General features: G+C 74.9%; 19 protein-coding genes. 8 read left to right on the forward strand and 11 right to left on the reverse strand.

Going from position 1 to position 17,334, the window contains the following annotated elements:
- The first annotated feature begins 13 nt into the window (after positions 1 to 13).
- The gene (locus tag O2W18_RS09170) at positions 14 to 1,363 is read left to right on the forward strand and encodes an MFS transporter (protein ID WP_269187227.1); all 1,350 of its coding nucleotides are present in this window, start codon (positions 14 to 16) and stop codon (positions 1,361 to 1,363) included.
- 3 nt (positions 1,364 to 1,366) lie between these two features.
- Here the strand turns inward: O2W18_RS09170 and O2W18_RS09175 are convergent, their stop codons facing one another.
- From O2W18_RS09175 to O2W18_RS09195, 5 genes are read right to left on the reverse strand one after another with little or no spacing between them, the layout of a single operon-like run.
- Entirely contained in the window at positions 1,367 to 2,053 is a 687-nt protein-coding gene (locus O2W18_RS09175; protein WP_269187228.1) for a spermidine synthase, read from the reverse strand.
- Positions 2,050 to 2,895 (reverse strand): biotin-dependent carboxyltransferase family protein, encoded by an 846-nt coding sequence (locus O2W18_RS09180; RefSeq protein WP_269187229.1) that lies wholly within the window; start codon positions 2,893 to 2,895, stop codon positions 2,050 to 2,052. Before O2W18_RS09180 ends, O2W18_RS09175 begins: the two co-directional genes overlap by 4 nt.
- Positions 2,892 to 3,506, reverse strand: coding sequence for a 5-oxoprolinase subunit B family protein (locus O2W18_RS09185; protein ID WP_269187230.1), 615 nt, complete (start codon positions 3,504 to 3,506; stop codon positions 2,892 to 2,894). Before O2W18_RS09185 ends, O2W18_RS09180 begins: the two co-directional genes overlap by 4 nt.
- Entirely contained in the window at positions 3,506 to 4,267 is a 762-nt protein-coding gene (locus O2W18_RS09190) for a LamB/YcsF family protein (RefSeq protein ID WP_269187231.1), read from the reverse strand. Before O2W18_RS09190 ends, O2W18_RS09185 begins: the two co-directional genes overlap by 1 nt.
- Before the next feature lie 14 nt (positions 4,268 to 4,281).
- Positions 4,282 to 5,538 carry an NRAMP family divalent metal transporter gene (locus O2W18_RS09195; protein WP_269187232.1) on the reverse strand — a complete coding sequence of 419 codons (1,257 nt, stop codon included), beginning with the start codon at positions 5,536 to 5,538 and terminating at the stop codon, positions 4,282 to 4,284.
- Between the two features lie 160 nt (positions 5,539 to 5,698).
- Here O2W18_RS09195 and O2W18_RS09200 point away from each other — a divergent pair, with 160 nt between their 5' ends.
- Together O2W18_RS09200 and O2W18_RS09205 are read left to right on the forward strand one after the other, a co-directional pair.
- On the forward strand, positions 5,699 to 6,406 hold the full coding sequence (locus O2W18_RS09200; protein WP_269187233.1) for a GntR family transcriptional regulator: 708 nt from the start codon (positions 5,699 to 5,701) through the stop codon (positions 6,404 to 6,406).
- Positions 6,407 to 6,408: 2 nt separating this feature from the next.
- Positions 6,409 to 7,197 carry a putative hydro-lyase gene (locus tag O2W18_RS09205; RefSeq protein ID WP_269187234.1) on the forward strand — a complete coding sequence of 263 codons (789 nt, stop codon included), beginning with the start codon at positions 6,409 to 6,411 and terminating at the stop codon, positions 7,195 to 7,197.
- Between the two features lie 6 nt (positions 7,198 to 7,203).
- Here the strand turns inward: O2W18_RS09205 and O2W18_RS09210 are convergent, their stop codons facing one another.
- Both O2W18_RS09210 and O2W18_RS09215 read right to left on the reverse strand, forming a co-directional pair.
- Positions 7,204 to 8,226, reverse strand: coding sequence for a hypothetical protein (locus O2W18_RS09210; protein WP_269187235.1), 1,023 nt, complete (start codon positions 8,224 to 8,226; stop codon positions 7,204 to 7,206).
- A complete protein-coding gene (locus O2W18_RS09215) occupies positions 8,223 to 9,032 on the reverse strand; it encodes a hypothetical protein (protein ID WP_269187236.1) in 810 nt (269 codons plus the stop codon). Before O2W18_RS09215 ends, O2W18_RS09210 begins: the two co-directional genes overlap by 4 nt.
- An 83-nt stretch (positions 9,033 to 9,115) precedes the next feature.
- On the opposite strand from O2W18_RS09215, the gene O2W18_RS09220 reads away from it, so the two are divergent.
- On the forward strand, positions 9,116 to 9,886 hold the full coding sequence (locus O2W18_RS09220) for a putative protein N(5)-glutamine methyltransferase (protein WP_269187237.1): 771 nt from the start codon (positions 9,116 to 9,118) through the stop codon (positions 9,884 to 9,886).
- Positions 9,887 to 9,938: 52 nt separating this feature from the next.
- On the opposite strand, the gene O2W18_RS09225 is transcribed toward O2W18_RS09220, so the two are convergent.
- The gene (locus tag O2W18_RS09225; RefSeq protein WP_036335229.1) at positions 9,939 to 10,775 is read right to left on the reverse strand and encodes an HpcH/HpaI aldolase/citrate lyase family protein; all 837 of its coding nucleotides are present in this window, start codon (positions 10,773 to 10,775) and stop codon (positions 9,939 to 9,941) included.
- 97 nt (positions 10,776 to 10,872) lie between these two features.
- Complete coding sequence (locus O2W18_RS09230) at positions 10,873 to 11,469, reverse strand: hypothetical protein (RefSeq protein ID WP_269187238.1); 597 nt, start codon at positions 11,467 to 11,469, stop codon at positions 10,873 to 10,875.
- A 60-nt stretch (positions 11,470 to 11,529) separates the two neighbouring features.
- On the opposite strand from O2W18_RS09230, the gene O2W18_RS09235 reads away from it, so the two are divergent.
- From O2W18_RS09235 to O2W18_RS09245, 3 genes are all read left to right on the forward strand, one after another.
- Entirely contained in the window at positions 11,530 to 12,309 is a 780-nt protein-coding gene (locus tag O2W18_RS09235; RefSeq protein ID WP_269187239.1) for an SDR family oxidoreductase, read from the forward strand.
- 305 nt (positions 12,310 to 12,614) lie between these two features.
- The gene (locus tag O2W18_RS09240) at positions 12,615 to 14,348 is read left to right on the forward strand and encodes an HNH endonuclease signature motif containing protein (RefSeq protein WP_269187240.1); all 1,734 of its coding nucleotides are present in this window, start codon (positions 12,615 to 12,617) and stop codon (positions 14,346 to 14,348) included.
- Positions 14,349 to 14,663: 315 nt separating this feature from the next.
- The gene (locus tag O2W18_RS09245) at positions 14,664 to 14,957 is read left to right on the forward strand and encodes a hypothetical protein (RefSeq protein WP_269187241.1); all 294 of its coding nucleotides are present in this window, start codon (positions 14,664 to 14,666) and stop codon (positions 14,955 to 14,957) included.
- A gap of 116 nt (positions 14,958 to 15,073) precedes the next feature.
- Here the strand turns inward: O2W18_RS09245 and O2W18_RS09250 are convergent, their stop codons facing one another.
- Complete coding sequence (locus O2W18_RS09250) at positions 15,074 to 16,144, reverse strand: Dyp-type peroxidase (protein WP_269187242.1); 1,071 nt, start codon at positions 16,142 to 16,144, stop codon at positions 15,074 to 15,076.
- Positions 16,145 to 16,169: 25 nt separating this feature from the next.
- The gene (locus tag O2W18_RS09255; protein ID WP_036335220.1) at positions 16,170 to 16,562 is read right to left on the reverse strand and encodes a cupin domain-containing protein; all 393 of its coding nucleotides are present in this window, start codon (positions 16,560 to 16,562) and stop codon (positions 16,170 to 16,172) included.
- 216 nt (positions 16,563 to 16,778) lie between these two features.
- Between O2W18_RS09255 and O2W18_RS09260 the strand changes: the two genes are divergently transcribed.
- On the forward strand, positions 16,779 to 17,333 hold the full coding sequence (locus O2W18_RS09260; protein ID WP_269187243.1) for a universal stress protein: 555 nt from the start codon (positions 16,779 to 16,781) through the stop codon (positions 17,331 to 17,333).
- Position 17,334: the final 1 nt, after the last annotated feature.

Raw genomic sequence — 17,334 nt, forward strand, 5'->3', positions numbered from 1 at the left:
GTCGTCCCTGTACGTGACTGAGTCAGCGATCCGGACGCCTTCCCGCGCCTACGTGATCTGGCTGATCGGCCTGGTCGCGTACGCGGTCGCGATCTTCCACCGCGCCTCGCTCGGGGTCGCCGGGATCGAGGCGCAGGAGCGGTTCTCCGCCGGGGCGTCGGCGATCTCGCTGTTCCTGGTGCTGCAGCTGGCCGTCTACGCCGGCCTGCAGGTGCCGGTCGGCGTGCTGCTGGACCGGTTCGGCTCGCGGAAGATGATCGTGGCCGGCGCGCTCACGATGGCCGTGGGGCAGTTGGTGCTCGCCCTGGCCGACAGCGTCCCCACCGCGGTCGTGGCCCGGGTGCTGGTGGGCGCCGGTGACGCGATGACCTTCATCAGCGTCCTGCGGCTGGTGCCGCTGTGGTTCCCCGGGCGCACCGTCCCGGTGGTCACCCAGCTCACCGGGATCCTCGGTCAGGTCGGCCAGATCGTGGCCGCCTACCCCCTGGTCGCGCTGCTGCACACCGCCGGCTGGACTCCCACCTTCCTCGGCGCCGCCGCCGTCAGCGTGCTGGTCGGCATCCTGGTGCTGGTCGCCCTCCGCGACGCCCCGCCCGGCACCCCCGCCCCGACGGTCGCCGGGATGGCCGCCGTCCGGGCCAACCTGGCGGCCGCCTGGCGGGAGCCGGGCACCCGGATCGGCCTGTACACGCACCTGGTCACCCAGTTCTCCGGCACCGTCTTCGCGCTGCTGTGGGGCTACCCGTTCCTGACCGTGGGCCAGGGGCTGGCGCCCGGGACGGCGGCCGGGCTGCTGACCCTGCTGGTGCTGGTCGGGATGGCGTTCGGGCCCCTGCTGGGCCGGCTGGTCGGGCGCTGGCCGCTGCGCCGCTCCAACCTGGTCTTCGGCATCCTCACCGTCACCGCCACCATCTGGACCGTCGTGCTGCTCTGGCCGGGCCGCGCGCCGCTGTGGCTGCTCGTCGTCCTGGTGGTGGTGCTGGGCACCAACGGCCCCGGCTCGATGATCGGCTTCGACTACGCCCGCACCGAGAACCCGGTCGAGCGGTCCGGCAGCGCCACCGGGTTCGTCAACGTGGGCGGCTTCTTCGCCTCGCTGTGCACCGTGCTCGCGATCGGCTTCGTGCTCGACGCGATGACCCCCGGGAACTCCACCGACTACTCGCTGGACGCCTTCCGGGCGGCGTTCGCCGTGCAGTACGTCTTCTGGGCGATCGGGCTGTTCGGGGTGCTGACCCACCGGCGGCACCTGCGCGCCCGGATGGCCCGGGACGGCGTCGTCATGGTGCCGCTGGTCACCGCGGTGAACGCCCGGCTGCGCGGCAGGTCGGCCTACGACACCCCGCCGCGCGAGGAGGGGTGATCGTCACGGCTGTCCACCGGCCCGGCGGGCGACGGTGATCGCGTAGTCGAAGCGCCGGCCGTCACGCTGCACCGGCAGCACCAGGTGCGCGGCGTCGGCCGCGTCGGGCAGCGCGGACAGCCGGCCGGCGAGCTCCGGCGCGGGGTCGCTGGACCAGACGGCCAGCACGCCCCCGGGCCGCAGTGCGGCGATCGCGGTGGCCAGCCCGGCCTCCTCGTAGAGCGGCGCGTTGGTCCGGTGGACCAGGAACGCCGGCCCGTTGTCGACGTCCAGCAGCACCGCGTCGTAGCGGCCGGGGGAGCCGGCGAGGTGGTCGGCCACGTCGGTCACGTAAAGCCTCAGCCGCCGGTCGACGCCGCTCAGCGCGGGCAGCAGGCCGCGGCCCGCCCACCCCACCAGCGCCCCCTGCAATTCCGCGACGTCGACCGCCGCCACCCGGGGGTCGGCCAGTGCGGTGGCCGCGGTCCAGCCCAGGCCCAGGCCGCCGACCAGCACCCGGAGCCGGTCGCCGGCGCAGCGGGCCAGCGCCTCGGTCGCCAGCGCCCGCTCGGTGGAGGTGTCCACGTCGTCCATCGCGAAGACGCCGTCCACGATGAGCTCCAGGTGCGTGCTGCCGTCCTCGGCGGCGCGCCGGCGCAGGACGACCTCGCCGTGCGGGCCGCTCGCCCGGCCGAGCTCGGTGACCGTCATGTCAGGCTGCCCGGGCGCAGCCGCAGGGTCTGGCCGGGGCGCAGCTGCGCGCACCGGTCGACGTCCGCGTCGGTGACGTACCCGATCACCGGGTAGCCGCCGGTCACCGGGTGGTCGGCGAGGAACAGCACCGGCAGCCCGGACGGCGGCACCTGCAGCGCCCCGCGGACCATCCCCTCGCTGGGCAGCTCCCCGGCGCGCAGCCGGTCCAGCGGCGTGCCGTCCAGCCGCAGGCCGACCCGGTTGCTCTCGCTGGTGACCGCCCAGGCCTGACCGGTGAGCGCGGCCCAGCCGGCCTCGCCGAACCAGTCGGCCCGCGGGCCGGGCAGCACGGTGACGGTGAGCTCGCCCGCGGCCGGCTCGGGAACCGGGGCCAGGTCGACCCCGGGGGCCGGGTGGACCGGCTCGCCGACCGGCAGCACGTCCCCGACGGCGACCACCGCGGGGCCGAGACCGGCCAGGACGTCGGTGGCCCGCGAGCCCAGCACCGGCGGGACGGCGATGCCGCCGCGGACCGCCAGGTAGGTGCGCAGCCCGGCGGCCGGTGGGCCGAGCCGGAGCTCCTGTCCCCGGCGCAGCACCGTCGGGGCGGCGTGCGGGGCGCCGGGGCAGCGTGCCCCGGCGGTCACCACGAGCAGGTCGGCCTCGGCGCGGACGGCCAGCCCGCCGAAGGTCACCTCGAGCACCGCGGCGTCGGCGCGGTTGCCGAGCAGCCGGTTGGCCAGCGCGGCCGACGCCCGGTCGCAGACGCCGGAGCGGCCGATGCCCAGGGCGGCCTGTCCCGGGCGGCCGCGGTCCTGCACGGTGGTCAGCGGCCCGGTGGCCAGCACGGTCAGGCTCATCGCGGTGCCGCCACGAAACGCACCCGGGTGCCCGGCCGGAGCAGCGCGGCCGGCTCGCGGCCGAGGTCGAACACGGCGACGTCGGTGCGCCCGATCAGCTGCCAGCCGCCGGGCGACTCGCGCGGGTAGACGCCGCTGAACTCCCCGGCCAGTGCGACCGAGCCCGGCGGCACCTTGGTGCGCGGGGTGGCCCGGCGGGGCACGTCCCACTGCCCGCCGGGTTCGGTGAGGTAGCCGAAGCCGGGCGCGAAGCCGCAGAAGGCCACCGTCCACTCCGCGCCGGTGTGCCGTTCGACGAGCCCGGCCGGGGTGAGGCCGAGCAGCTCGGCGGCCTCGGCCAGGTCGGCGCCGTCGTAGTGCACCGGCAGCTCGACGGTGTCGCCGACGGCCTGCGCGTCCGGGCGCGGGGTCGTCGCCCGCACGGCGTCGGCAACCGCGGTCAGGGTGGTGACCGCGGGGTCGGTCATCAGCAGCACGGTGCGGGCGGCCGGCACGACGTCGACCACCCCGTGCGGCGGGTCGGCGCTGAGCGCCGCGTACAGCGCCAGGACGTCGTCCAGCCCGTCCAGCTCGACGAGCAGGGCGGCGCTCCCGCTGGGGAGCAGCCGCATCAGCCGGTGAAGGGGGCCAGCTCGACCCCCGCCGTGGTCAGCGCCGCGCGCACCTGCCGGGCGATCTCCACCGCACCCGGGGTGTCGCCGTGCACGCAGATCGACCCGGGCTGCAGCGTCAGCTCGCCACCCTCGACATCGGTGATCGGTCCGCCGGTGGCCATGGCCACGCACCGGTCGGCGATCTCGGCCGGGTCGTGCAGCACCGCGCCGGGCAGCCGGCGGGACACCAGGGTGCCCTCCGGGGTGTAGGCGCGGTCGGCGAACGCCTCGTGCACCACGGTCAGCCCCGCCTCGGCGGCCAGCCGCAGCCACACCGACCCGGGCAGACCCAGCACCGGGAGCGTCCGGTCGTAGGCCACGACGGCCGCGACCACCGCGGCCGCCTGCTCCTCGTGGTGGACGATCGCGTTGTAGAGCGCGCCGTGCGGCTTGACGTAGCGCACCCGGTCGCCGGCGATCCGGGCGAAGCCCTCCAGCGCGCCGATCTGGTAGACGACGTCGGCGGTCAGCGCCTCGGGCTCCACGTCGATGAACCGGCGGCCGAAGCCGGGCAGGTCGCGGTAGCCGACCTGGGCACCGATCGCCACGCCCGACTCGACGGCCTTGGCGCAGACCCGCCGCATGATCGTGGCGTCACTGGCGTGGAAGCCGCAGGCGACGTTGGCGCTGGTGACGACGCCCAGCAGCGCGTCGTCGTCGCCGAGCGTCCACTGGCCGAAACCCTCGCCGAGGTCGGAGTTCAGGTCCACACGGGTCATGTCGACAGCCTCCCTCACGCGAACAGGTCGATGACCGGGCGGATCGAGTTGATCGCCAGGTACAGCGTGAGCAGCCAGGCGACCCAGCCGATGACCAGCAGCCAGCGCGGGTAGCGGTAGCCGTTGAGCAGGTCGGCGCGGCGGGTGGCCACCCAGAGCAGGACGGCGATCCCGATCGGCAGCAGCAGCCCGTTGAACGCCCCGGCGAAGACCAGCAGCGTCGTGGGTGCGGTGCCGATCAGCACGTAGACCAGTGAGGTGAAGGCGATGAAACCGACGACCAGCAGGCTGCGGGTGCGGTCGGAGGTCGTCGTCCGGGAGGTCACGAACGACACCGAGGTGTAGGAGGCGCCGATGACGCTGGTGATCGCCGCGGCCCACAGCACGATGCCGAACACCCGCAGGCCGACCTCGCCGGCGGCCTGCTCGAAGGCCGACGCCGCCTGGTTGGTCGGGTCGAGCGCTGCGCCGCCGGTGACCACGCCGAGGATCGCCAGGAAGAGGACCACCCGCATCACGGCGGTGATCAGGATTCCGGTGACCGAGCCGCGGGTGATGTCCCGGACCCGGCCGGGGCCGGAGATGCCGGAGTCGAGCAGCCGGTGGGCGCCGGCGTAGACGATGTAGCCGCCGATCGTGCCGCCGACCAGCGTGGTGATCGCCAGGACGTCGATGTCCTCGGGCAGCACGACGTTGCGCAGCGCATCGCCGACCGGCGGCCCGGAGGTGATCGCGACGTAGGTGGTCAGCACGATCATCACCACCCCGAGGACGACGACGATCCGGTCGACCGCCACCCCGGCCCGCTTGCTCAGGAAGATGCCGATGGCGATCAGCGCCGACAGCGCCCCGCCGAGCTTCGGGTCGAGCCCGAGCATCGCGTTGGTGCCCAGGCCCGCGCCGCTGACGTTGCCGATGTTGAACACCAGCCCGCCGATCAGCAGGAAGGCGGCCATCACCCAGCCCAGGCCCGGGGCGACCAGGTTGCCCAGCTCCTGCGCGCGCCGGCCGCTGACGCCGATGACCCGCCAGACGTTCAGCTGCAGCGCGATGTCGATCAGGATCGACGCGATGTCGATCAGGATCGAGATGACGATCGCGAAGGCGAACGCGGCGCCCAGCTGGACGGTGAAGGTCGTCGTCTGGGTGATGAAGCCGGGGCCGATGGCCGAGGTGGCCATCAGGAACATCGCGCCGAGCAGGGTGGAGCGGGTGCTCGAGGCCAGCCGCCCGTTGGGCGCGGTGGACGGCTCGGCTGGGGTGGAGGCCATGGCTGCTCCCGGGTCGGGTGAGGTGCTGCGGCGGCGAGGGGTCGCTGCCCGCGGGCTGGTGCCGCTGGCGACCGAACCTAGAGAGTTGTTGAACAATCCCTCAAGGGGATCGGACGACATTTAACTGTGCGGACACATCAGGAGACGGCAGGATGACGGCATGCCCGAGCCCGCCGACACCGCCTGGCTGCGCACCGTGGCGCACGAGGTGCGCAGCTTCGACCGGTCCAGCACCGCCGAACGGGTCGCCGAGCTGCTCCGCTCCCGGGTGATCGAGGGCGACCTGCCGCCCGGCACCCGGCTGTCGGAGGAGCAGCTGGTCGAGGTCCTGCACGTCAGCCGGAACACGCTGCGTGAGGCGTTCCGGCTGCTCACCCACGAGGGCCTGCTGGTGCACCGGCTGCACCGCGGGGTCTTCGTGCCCGAGCTGGACGAGGACGACCTGGTCGACCTGTACCGGCTGCGGCGGACGATCGAGTGCGACGTCGTCCGCCGGCTGGAGGGGCTGGACGCCGTCCGGCTGCGGCCGCTGCACGACGCCGTCGCCGCCGGTGAGGACGCCGCCCGGCGCGGCGACTGGGGCGCCGCCGGCACCGCCAACATGCGGTTCCACCAGCAGCTCGTGGCGCTGGCCGGCAGTCGGCGGCTCGACGAGACGACGGCCCGGCTGCTCGCCGAGCTCCGGCTCGCCTTCCACGCCATCGCCGTCCCGCAGCGGCTGCACGAGCCCTACGTCAGCCGCAACCGCGCCCTGCTGGGCCTGCTGACCGCCGGGGAGGTCGAGCAGGCGGCCAAGGAGCTCGAGGCCTACCTGCACGACTCGGAGGCCGAGCTGGTGGCCGCCCACCGCGAACGCCCGAGGAGCTGACCGTGACCACGATCGTCCCCGCCGCCGGTCCCGCCGCCGCCCGGGCCGCGTTCCGTGCCGGGCTCGCCGTGCCCTCGTCGGGCCGGGCGCCCGGGCACACCCAGGCCAACCTCGTCGTGCTGCCCCGGGACTGGGCCTGGGACATGCTGCTGTTCGGCCAGCGCAACCCGCAGCCGGTGCCGCTGCTGGACGTGACCGAAGCCGGCTCCTGGGAGACCGCGCTGGCCCCAGGTGCCGACCTGCGCACCGACCTGCCGCGCTACCGGGTGTGGCGGGACGGCGAGCTGGCCGACGAGCCCACCGACGTCACCGACCTGTGGAGCGACGACCTGGTCGCCTTCCTGATCGGCTGCAGCTTCAGCTTCGAGACCGCCCTGCTGGACGCCGGGGTGCCGGTGCGCAACATCGAGCAGGGCCGGAACGTGTCGATGTACCGCACCGATCGGGACTGCCGGCCGGCCGGGCGGCTGTCCGGGCCGCTGGTCGTGTCGATGCGCCCGGTGCCCGGTCACCTGGTGGCCACCGCGGTGCAGGTGACCGCCCGGATGCCCGCGGTGCACGGGGCACCGGTGCACGTGGGGGCGCCGGCCGCGCTCGGCATCGCGGACCTGACCCAGCCCGACTTCGGCGACCCGGTCGACCACGCGGACGGCGACGTCCCGGTGTTCTGGGCGTGCGGGGTGACGCCGCAGGCAGCGCTGATGGCGTCGCGTCCGCCGTTCGCGATCACCCACGCCCCGGGGCACATGTTCGTCACCGACGTCCCGGACGCGGTGTACCGGCAGCCCTGAGCCGGCTCAGGGCTCCGCCGCGCGGAAGCAGGCGGCGATCTCGTGTTCCCGTGCAGCCTCCTCGGCGCTGCTCAACTGCTCGGACTCTTCCCAGCTCAAGCCGGGCCCGGTCTGGACGTCGAGACCGAGCTGCTCCAGACACGGGGCGACGAGGGCCTCGTCGACCGGGCCGGTCGGGAACGCCGGCAACGACGGCAACGGACCGCTGAGCATCGGGGACAGCGACTGCTGCCCGACCGGGCTGGTGACCAGCACCTCCCCGGCGTTCCAGGTGACCGGGGTGATGACCACCCCCAGCGGGACCCCGTCAACCTGTGGCAGCGGGTCGAAGTCGCGCACCAGCTCACCGCCGGAGGTCCGGTCCAGACTGGGGGAGTACTCGGCCTCGAGTCCGGGCTCGCCGAGCACGACCAGCGTGCTGGTCTCCGCAGAGCCGTCCATCAGGGCCAGCGGATCGGCCCACACCGGCAGTCCGCCGATCACCGGCGTCATCTCCGCGGGCTCCGCGCCGCGCGGCCCGCTGAACCACGTCCAGACCCACTCCGTCCCGGCGCGGGCGACCACCACGGCCCATCGGTGACCGCCGGGGACGTCGGCGGCGTACACCACCCGCTGGGTGCCCGGGTCCGGCGACAGTCCGCCCCAGTCGACCACCTGGCCGTCCGGCCCGGTCGGGTCGGACCAGTCGGCACCCGCCATCGCGGTCAGGAACTCCTCGTCGTCGGCGAGCGAACCGCGGACGGGCGCCTCGACCAGCCCTGGGGTCGGCGTGACGTACGTGCTGGTGATCGGAGCTGGGATCGGGGTCGCCGCCGGCGGTGCCGCGGTCACCGCCGTGCGGGCGAACGAGGCGCCGGAGACCAGCAGCACGACGGCCAGGACGCCGGCGGCCCAGCCGGCTCCCCGGCGCCGACGATGCCGGTCCAGCGCGACGGCGCGGGCCGCCGTGCGGCCGTCGTCCACCGGGTGCGCGCCCTCGGCGAGCCGGCGCAACCGTTCCGCGACGGCCTGACCGGCGTCCGCGGTCACGTGGGCCTCCGGTAGATCGCGTAGGGATCGTCGCCCGGCTGCGGCTGGCCGGCGACCGGCGCAGATGTCGGCGCGGGAGCCGGCCGCTGGACCGGGAGTGGCACCGGGGGCGGGGCCGGGGTCCCCGGGCGGCGGTAGATCGCGTACGGATCGGTCGGGTCGGTCGTGTGGCCGGCCGGCACCGGGCGATCCGGTAACGCGGCCAGCGGCGGCAGGGTGGCGTCGACCGGCTCGGCCGGGTGTGCCGGGCTGCCCGGGTTCCCGTGGGCGCTCGGCTCGTTCGGGTCGCTCAAGTCGCTTGGGCCGCTCGGGCCGCTCGGGCCGCTCGGGCCGCGCGGGTCGACCGGGTCGCTCGTGAGGAGGGGGGCCAGGGTGTCCAGGGCGTCGGCGAGGGCGGCCCCGACCTCGGCGGGGGAGCAGCCCAGCCGCATCGCGACGGCGTCCTCGTCCTCGCCCTCGTGCAGCCGGAGCACGGCCACCGCCCGGGTGCGCGCATCCAGCTCGGCGAGCGCCCGCAGCCACCGCCGGTCGGGCTCGTGCTCATGTCCCGCGACCAGTGCGCTGCCCCGACCGGCCGCCGGGAGCCGCGTGTGGCCGAGGGCGGCCGACAGCAGCGCCTCCCGGGCGTCGGTCAGCGCGGCCGCCGGCGAGCCGAGCCGCCGCCAGCGCCGGTGCGTCCGCGCCAGCGCCGCCACCAGCAGGTCGTCGGCCTCGGCCGGGTCGGCGCTGAGGAGGAGGGCGGTGCCGCGCAGCTGCTGCTCGTGCTCGGCGACGAACGCCGGGAAGCCCTCCTGCCGCTGGTCCACGCCCGCCCCTCCCGTCCGCCGTCGCTGGCGGCACCGTATCGGTGCGATCGTGTTCCGTCAGCCAGGCGGCACACTGGCCGCCGATGACCACCGCCCCGGATCCTGCCGTCGTCGCCCGGCTGCGCGCGGCGGGGTGCGTGTTCGCCGAGGACGAGGCGGTCCTGCTGGGAGAGGCCGCCGCGTCGGCTGCCCACCTCGACGGCCTGGTCGCGCGGCGGGTGGCGGGCGAGCCGCTGGAGCAGGTGCTGGGCTGGGCGGAGTTCTGCGGGCTGCGGTTCGCGGTCGAGCCGGGAGTGTTCGTGCCACGTCAGCGCACCCGGCTGCTGGTCCGGGAGGCGGTGGCCCGGGCGGCGCCGGGGGCGGTCGTCCTGGACCTGTGCTGCGGGGTCGGCGCGGTGGGCGCGGCGGTGACGGCCGCCGTCCCGTCGGTCGAGCTGCACGCAGCGGACCTCGACCCGGTCGCCGTCCGCTGCGCCCGGCGCAACGTGTCCGGTTCGGTGTACGTCGGCGACCTCTACGACGCCTTGCCGGAGTCATTGCGCGGCCGGGTCGACGTGTTGGTGGCGAACGCGCCCTACGTGCCGACCGACGCGATCGGGCTCATGCCACCCGAGGCCCGCGATCACGAGGCGCGGGCCGCGCTGGACGGCGGGGCCGACGGGCTGGACGTGCAGCGCCGGGTGGCGGCGGCGGCGCCGGACTGGCTAGCGCCCGGCGGCGCGCTGCTGATCGAGACGGGCCGGCAGCAGGCGCCCGGGACGGTGGCTGCGTGCACCAGTGCCGGGCTCACCGCCCGGGTGGTCGAGGACGACGACCTGGCGGCCACCGTGGTCGTCGCCGTCCGCGAGGCCTGAGACGCGAACGGCCCCCTCCCGATGCGGGAGGGGGCCGTTCGGGTCGGTCGGATCAGGAGGGCTCGACGCCGAAGGCGGTGGCCAGCTTCTCGATCTTGCGGGCCCGGCCGAGGCGGGGCAGGTCGCTGCCGTCGCGGATGACCTGGCCGCGGGCGTCGAAGTCGGCCAGGAAGTCCCGGGCCCAGGCGACGTCCGACGGTGCCGGGCTGATGACCTCGTTGATCACCGGCAGCTGGTCCAGCTGCAGGCAGAGCTTGCCGGTGAGGCCCAGGGAGACCGTCAGCGCCGACTGCTCGCGCAGGATCGGGTGGCTGGTGCCCACCGTGGGGCCGTCGATCGGGCCGGGCAGGCCGCCGACCCGGCTGGCGATGACCAGGCGGGAGCGTGGGTAGGCCATCGCCAGGTCGTCGGCGCTGGTGCCGGTGTCGCGCCGGTAGTCACCGCTGCCGAAGGCGAGCCGGAAGGCGCCGCGGGCGGAGGCGATCCGCACGGCCTCCTCGATGCCCAGCGCCGACTCGACGAGGGCGAGCACCGGGGTGGAGCCGCCCAGCCGGTCGTAGGTCTCGGTGACGTGCTCGGCGGCCTCGGTCTTGGCGAGCATCACGCCGGCCAGGCCGGGGAGTCCGGCGAGCGCGGCGACGTCGTCGGCCCAGAACGGGGTCGCGTGGTCGTTGATCCGGACCCAGGCCCGGTTGCCGGGGGCGGAGAGCCACTCGACGACGTCGGCCCGGGCATCGGGCTTGCGGGCCGGGTCGACCGCGTCCTCGATGTCGAGCACGATCTGGTCGGCGCGCGACTCGTGCGCCTCGTCGAACAGTTCCGTGCGGGCGCCGTTGACCAGCAGCCACGAGCGCGCGATTCCGGGGTCTACGTTCCTGCCTCTGTGCACCGGGACATTGTGGGGGCCGCGGGTCCGCCGGTTCCCGCGGGGGTGCCGCACGGGGTGTGCGCCCGGGTGTCGCTCGCGGTGGCCGGGCGCCGGCCGGTCAGGCTGCGCGCCGGCCGAGCAGGTCGAGCAGACCCACCCGCCAGTCGACGTCCACCCGGCGCCCGGCCCAGTCGCGCGGACGGACGAGGTCGAACCGGACCAGTTCCGGCTCCCGGCCGAGCGTGCGCGCGTCGGCCCACAGCAGCGCCAGGTGGTCGCGCCGGCGCAGGTCGGGAGCGCCGTCGATCGCCAGCTGCAGGCGCTGCTGGGCGACCGGCGCCTGCCGGTAGAAGTCGCGCAGGCCCTGGGTGTCGGCGGCCGGCAGCTCGCCGTCGTCGGAGTGCCACACCCGGACCACCTCGGTGGGGGTGCGCAGGATCAGCCCGCTCATCGGCAGCCCGAGGTTCTCGTTGCCGGGGTCGAGCAGCTCCAGCTGGGTGCCGAACGGGTGGTCGTCGTGCTCGGCGTAGGGGCGCAACCGCTCCATCGCCTCCCGGCGGACCAGCTGGTGGTCCAGGTGGCGGTCGGCGGCCGGCTGCCAGCCGTGCGCCGCGTGGATCTCCCGGCTGACGGTCAGGCCACCGAGCAGTGCATCGCGCACCTCGACCAGCAGCGGGTGCAGTCGCCGGAAGGCGGCCTCGGGGCTGTTGTCCACGTCGGGCAGTCTGCCGGGCGGGGGTGACAGTCCCGGCTCGTGCCGCGGCAGGATCACCGCGTGTCCACCCCGCCGCCCGTGCCGTCCGCTCCGTCCCGCCCGGTCACGGTGGTGACCGGCGGCAGCCGCGGCATCGGTGCGGCCACCGCCGTCCACCTCGCCCGGCAGGGCCACGACCTGGTCGTCGGGTACCGGTCGGGCCGTGTCGAAGCCGAGGCCGTGGTGACCGCCGCGCGCGAGCGCGGCGTGCGGGCGGTCGCCGTCCGGGCCGACGTGGCCGACCCCGACGACGTCGACGCGCTCTTCGCCGCCGCGGCCGAGCAGCTCGGGCCGGTCACCGGGCTGGTCGCCAACGCCGGCCTGACCGCGCACCTCGGCGACCTGGCCGACACGCCCGTCGACGTCGTCCGGCAGGTGATCGACGTGAACCTGCTGGGCGTCGTCCTGTGCGTCCGCCGGGCGGCGCAGGTCATGTCCCTGCGGCGGGGCGGGCCGGGTGGGGCGATCGTCACCGTCTCCTCGAGTGCGGCGACGCTGGGTTCGGCGCACGAGTACGTGCACTACGCGGCGGCGAAGGCGGGCGTCGACGCGCTCACCATGGGGCTGGCGAAGGAGCTCGCGGACGACGGGGTCCGGGTCAACGCGGTGGCGCCGGGGCTGGTCCGCACCGGCATCCACGCCGGCGCCGGTGACGCCGGTCGGCTGGAGCGGGTCACGGCCCGGGTGCCGATGGGTCGCCCAGGGGAACCGGACGAGATCGCGCCGGCGATCGCCTGGCTGCTGGGGCCGGAGGCCGGCTACGTCTCGGGCGCGGTGCTGCGGGTGGCCGGCGGGCTCTGATCAGGAGGCCCTAGCCCGGCCGGCGGCGCGCGTCGGTCTGCCGACCCCGTGCGCCCGTGTCGCCGTGTCGCCGTGTCGGGACGTCGACTCGACGAGTTGTCGACTCGTGGACACGCCGACTCGTGCGAACGCCGATCCGCACCCCGGTTCGCAGGGTGACCGGGATGCGTCTCGTTGGGTCCAGAACTGTCAGACCCTCTCCCTAGGTTCGTGGTGTGTCCATGGGCGATGGGTTCGGGGTGGCGGTGACGGTGTCACCGCGGTCCTCGTCGGCCTGCGCTGAGTTGCCTGCACCGCCTGCGGGGGTGACGCGGCGGCGGACCCGGTTGTCGGAGGTGCTCCCGCCGAGCGGCTTCTCCGACGCGGGTCTGGTGGGGGAGCTGGGCACGATCGCCGACGTGCGGGCGCAGTTGGCTGCCTATGAGGCGGTGGTGGTGGCCGAGCTGGCGCGGCGTCGCCCGGTGGAGTGGGATCTGACCGATCAGCAGCCGGGGCACGGGGTGGAGGGCTGGCGCCCGGTTCGCGTGCCGGTGGGGGTGAGTGAGTTCCTGGCCGATGAGCTGGCGGTCGTCGCGGGCATCTCGCGGACGGCGGCGACCCTGTTGGCGGAGCGGTCGCTGGTGTGGGTGCATGAGCTGCCGGAGACGTGGGCGGCGTTGGCTGATTCGCTGATCGACCCGCCGCGGGCAACGGCGATCGCGAAGGCGTTGGGCGGACAGTCGCAGGCTGCGGGCGGCCGGGTGGAGCCGGCGGTGGTGGCCGAGGTGGAGGCGCAGGCGTTGGGGTGGGCGGTGGCGGGGGAGACGCCGGTGCGGTTGCAGGAACGGACGGCGGCGGCGTTGATCGCGCTGGACGATGCGGCGGCCGATCGGCGGCGGAAGAAGGCCGAGCAGTGTGCCGATGTGACCACCCGGGCCACCGCCGATGGGATGGGTCAGCTGGTGGCGGACCTGCCGATGCCGGTGGCCGCGGCCTGCCGAGAGACGGTCGACGGTTATGCGCGGATGGCGAAGGCCGAGGGTGATGAGCGGCCGATCGGGCAGCTGCGTACCCAGGTGATGGCCGACCTGATCCTGCGGCCCTGGGACACCAGCCGGGAGCCGGTCACCGCCCATCTGACGGTCCTGACCCCGCTGCCGGCGCTGCACCCCCACCCCTTCGACGGCTCCACCCCGCCGGGTGAGGGCCACGGCACGCCCGAGGGAGGCCACCGGGCGCCGGACGAGAACCACGGGCCGGGCGAGGGTCTCCACGCGTCGGGCGAGGGTCACGAATCGGGCGAGGATCTCCTCGCACCGGGTGGGGGTCACGCGGCGGGCGCGGGCGGGCTCCCGGCGTGCGATGACCGGGATGCTGCGACGGTGGACGGGGCGCCGATCACCGCCGGGCAGCTCCGGGAGCTCCTGGCGCAGCTGGATGCGATCTGCCCCGGTGGGCTACAGGCCCCGACCGGGGGCACGCTGGGCATCGACCTGACCGACCCGGACACCGGGGCGCTGCGGGCGACGGTGACCCGCCCGGAACTGGAGCGGCTGGCCCGCCGCGGCTGCCCCGCTCATCCCGACCGGGACTGCGGGTGCGGGGTGCTGGACCGGCCACCGCCGATCGACCGCTACACCCCGACCCCGGCCCAGCAGCGGTACGTGCGGGCCCGGGACCGGACCTGCCGACATCCCGGCTGCCGTCGACCGGCCGCGCGCACCGACCTGGACCACGTCTGCGCCCACCGCGACGGCGGGGCCACCGACTGCACCAACTTGTGCTGCTTGTGCCGGCGACACCACCGGCTGAAGACCCACGCACCCAGGTGGCGGTTCGTCATGACTGACGACGGCGCCCTGTCGGTCACCACCCCCTCCGGCGTCACCCGGACCACCCGACCACCCGGCCTCCACCTGCCCAGCCACCGAACACCGAGCTCCCGAACACAGAGCTCCCGAACACCCGGCCGCCAGCCACCGGGCCTCCGGCTGTCCGCCACCGGACAGCTGACCGGAGGCGGGAGCCCACCCGACCCGGACGACCCGCCGCCTTTCTGAGTCCCTACGGGCCGCCTTCCTGAGTCCCTACGGCTTGTGGCCGCCGCGCTTTCTGAGGCCCCATGGCCTGTGGCCCCTGCTTCCTGAGGCCCATGGCGTGGGGCCGCCCCGGCATAGGGGAAGCCGCGTCGACTTCCTCGACAGCGTGCGAGAGGAGGTCGCCCGGCGGGTCCACCCGGGTACCAGATCGGCGTGCGGACGTGACCTCTGATGCGGGTGTGACACGAGTGTCCAGAGAGCAAGAACGGCAGCTCAGGGCCGCCCGTGAGCCCTGTTCGAGTCACAGCGAGCGCACAACGGGCCGATAAGCACATCGTGATCCGTCACCACCTCGCAGCGAGCTCGCCGCGGAGCCCTCAGTGGTTCGACCCGGCGCACCAGGCCGACATCCTCGCGGCCTTCGACAGTCAGGTCGCCGCCGGGCTGCACGATCGGAAGCCGCACAGCCCGCGACCGGAACGGGTCCGCGAACTGGGCCAGCTCGCTGCAGCGAGTGCGCTCCCGGCCCGGGCGGCGCTGCTCCGCTGGGGAGCGCTGCCGGCCTCTGTCCGCGCGCACCTGCTCACCAGCTGGTACGGCAGTCAGGTCGCCAGGAGCTCCGCCGCCTGACTTGCTCGGCGGCCAGCACCGGCCGCCGGCATGGCCGGACAGACCCCTCGGCGCAGTGGCTGCCCAGGCACGGTCGGTCACCTGCCGCTGCGGCCGAGGATCTCATCGGGGGACGGTCAGTCCCAGGGCTCGCCGCAGGCGGCGCAGCGACCCGTGGGCAGCCGCTCGGTCAGCCGGCCGCACACCGGGCAGACCCGGTCGAGCCAGCACGCCGGGTCACCACCTTCCGGCTCCGGCTGCGCCGGCTGCTCCTGCTCCTGGGTCACGGTGGCCGTCAGTCCTCGTCGGGGGGGCGCGAACCGGGCCAGGGCGTCGATCGACGGGCACGTGTAGTACGCCCCGCTCAGCGGGGTCAGGAAGCCGGTCAGCCCGTCGCGCACCCCGTCTGTAGCCCCGGCCATCCGGCGGAGCATCTCGGTGAGGCGCCACTGGTCGCGGGCGAACCCGACGAACGCCGTCCCGTGGTCGGTGACCCCGCCGTAGGCGACGTTGCGCCGGAAGATCTGCTTCTCCTCGCCGTCCACCTCGACGGTGGTGCGGGCGACGTGCGCGCTCGGCAGCATCACGTCGTCGGGCAGCTCGACGCTGTCCGGCTTGGTCCGGCCCATCATCATCTCCTGGCCGTGCATCCCCAGGGACTCCCAGGCGGCGCTGTCGTGCCGCCACACCTGATAGAGCACGATGCTCGCCCCCGCACCCGGCTCGCCGGCAGGCACGGCCGCGACCTCCGCGGCGGTCAGCAGCGAGGGGTTCTCCGTGCCGTCGATGAAGCCGGTCAGGTCCCGGTCGTGCCGGTACAGCCAGCCGGTGACCTCTGCGGCCACCCGGGCGACGCCGGCCAGGGCGGCCAGCACGGCCCGGGCGTTGTCGAAGACCGCGGTGCGATCGCCCCCGGCGACCCAGATCCAGGCGTCGTGCTGGGTCGCCGGCATCCGGTAACGGCCGGCGCCGACGAGGTCCTCGGTCCAGCTGGCGGCGTCCGCCGGGGCGTCGTCCGGGGCGACGGCGGCCCACAGCTCCGGCCGGAAGCCGACCACGAGGTTCACCCCACCGGTGGAGGAGAGCGGACCGGTGAGCCCGGCCACCCCGCGGACCAGGTCCTCCGCGGAGCAGCCGGGCTCCAGGTCGAGCTCCAGGTAGCAGTGCTCAGGGGTGCCGAGGGCGAAGATGCCCGGCTGCGTCGTCACGACGCCCACCCTGCCCGATCGGGCCTCAGCTGGTCGGCGGCTCGTCCTTGCCGGCCTCCTCGAGCGCGTCGGCCTCCTCCTTGGTCTTGTGCACCGCCTTGTCGGCGTGCTCCGGCGGGCCGTAGACCGTGTAGAGCACCAGCGGGTTCACCCCGGTGTTGAGGAAGTTGTGCTTCTTGCCGGCGGGGACGACGACGAGGTCACCCTGGGCGACGTTCTTCTTCTGCCCGCCGACGACGGCCTGGCCGGTGCCGCTGACGAAGGTGAGGATCTGGTCGATCTCCTCGTGCACCTCCTCGCCGATCTCCCCACCCGGCGGGATCGTCATGATCACCAGCTGGGTGTGCTCGCCGGTCCAGAGCACCCGACGGAAGTCGGCGCTCTCCTCGGCGACGGTGGCGATGGTGAAGTGCTCCATGGCTGCCGTTCCTCCTCGATCCAGTCGATCCTGCCGGCGCGCGCCGGCTCATGATCAGTGAAGAGCAGAGCGGCCTCCGCCGCGATCCGAAGGCCCCCGGCCCGGACGACACGGGGGAACAGGCCCTCCGACCCTGCCGTCGACCGGCCGGGTGGGGGAGGCTTCCTGGTGCCGGGTACCGGCGGAGCACGAGCACACGAGCACTGGAGGACGGCGTTGACGCAGCAGCCAGCAGACCGGTCGGGGAACGCAGCACTCGCTGCCGAGCGGGACGAGGCGGCCACCGAGCTGGCCGAGGTCGAGGGAGAGGTGTCGACCCGCGCCGCCGTCGAGGGTGGCGTCGTCGTCGGCCACGACGGCTCGGACTGCGCGCAGGAGGCGCTGCAGTGGGCCGCGACGCTGGCCGAGCGCGCCTCCTGGCCGCTGCACGTCGTCCGCGGCTGGCGGATCGCCACCGCCCCGCAGCCGCCGAGCTGGGAGCTCGGCTACGTGCCGCCGATCGGTGAGTACGAGCAGGCGGTGCAGGCCGACCTGGAGGCCGACGTCCGGGCCGCGCTGGGCGCCGAGCGGGCCGGCGAGGTGACCTGCCACGTCGTGCACGCTGCGCCGGTGCGGTCGCTGCTCGAGGCCGCGCAGCACGCCGACCTCCTTGTGGTCGGGGCCCGCGGGCGAGGCGGCTTCGCCGGGCTGCTGCTCGGCTCGGTGAGCGACCAGGTCACCCGGCACGCCCCGTGCCCGGTCACCGTCGTGCGCACCGAGCGCAAGGCCTGAC

It is taken from the genome of Modestobacter sp. VKM Ac-2983 (genome assembly GCF_026967885.1).
Lineage (GTDB): Bacteria > Actinomycetota > Actinomycetes > Mycobacteriales > Geodermatophilaceae > Modestobacter.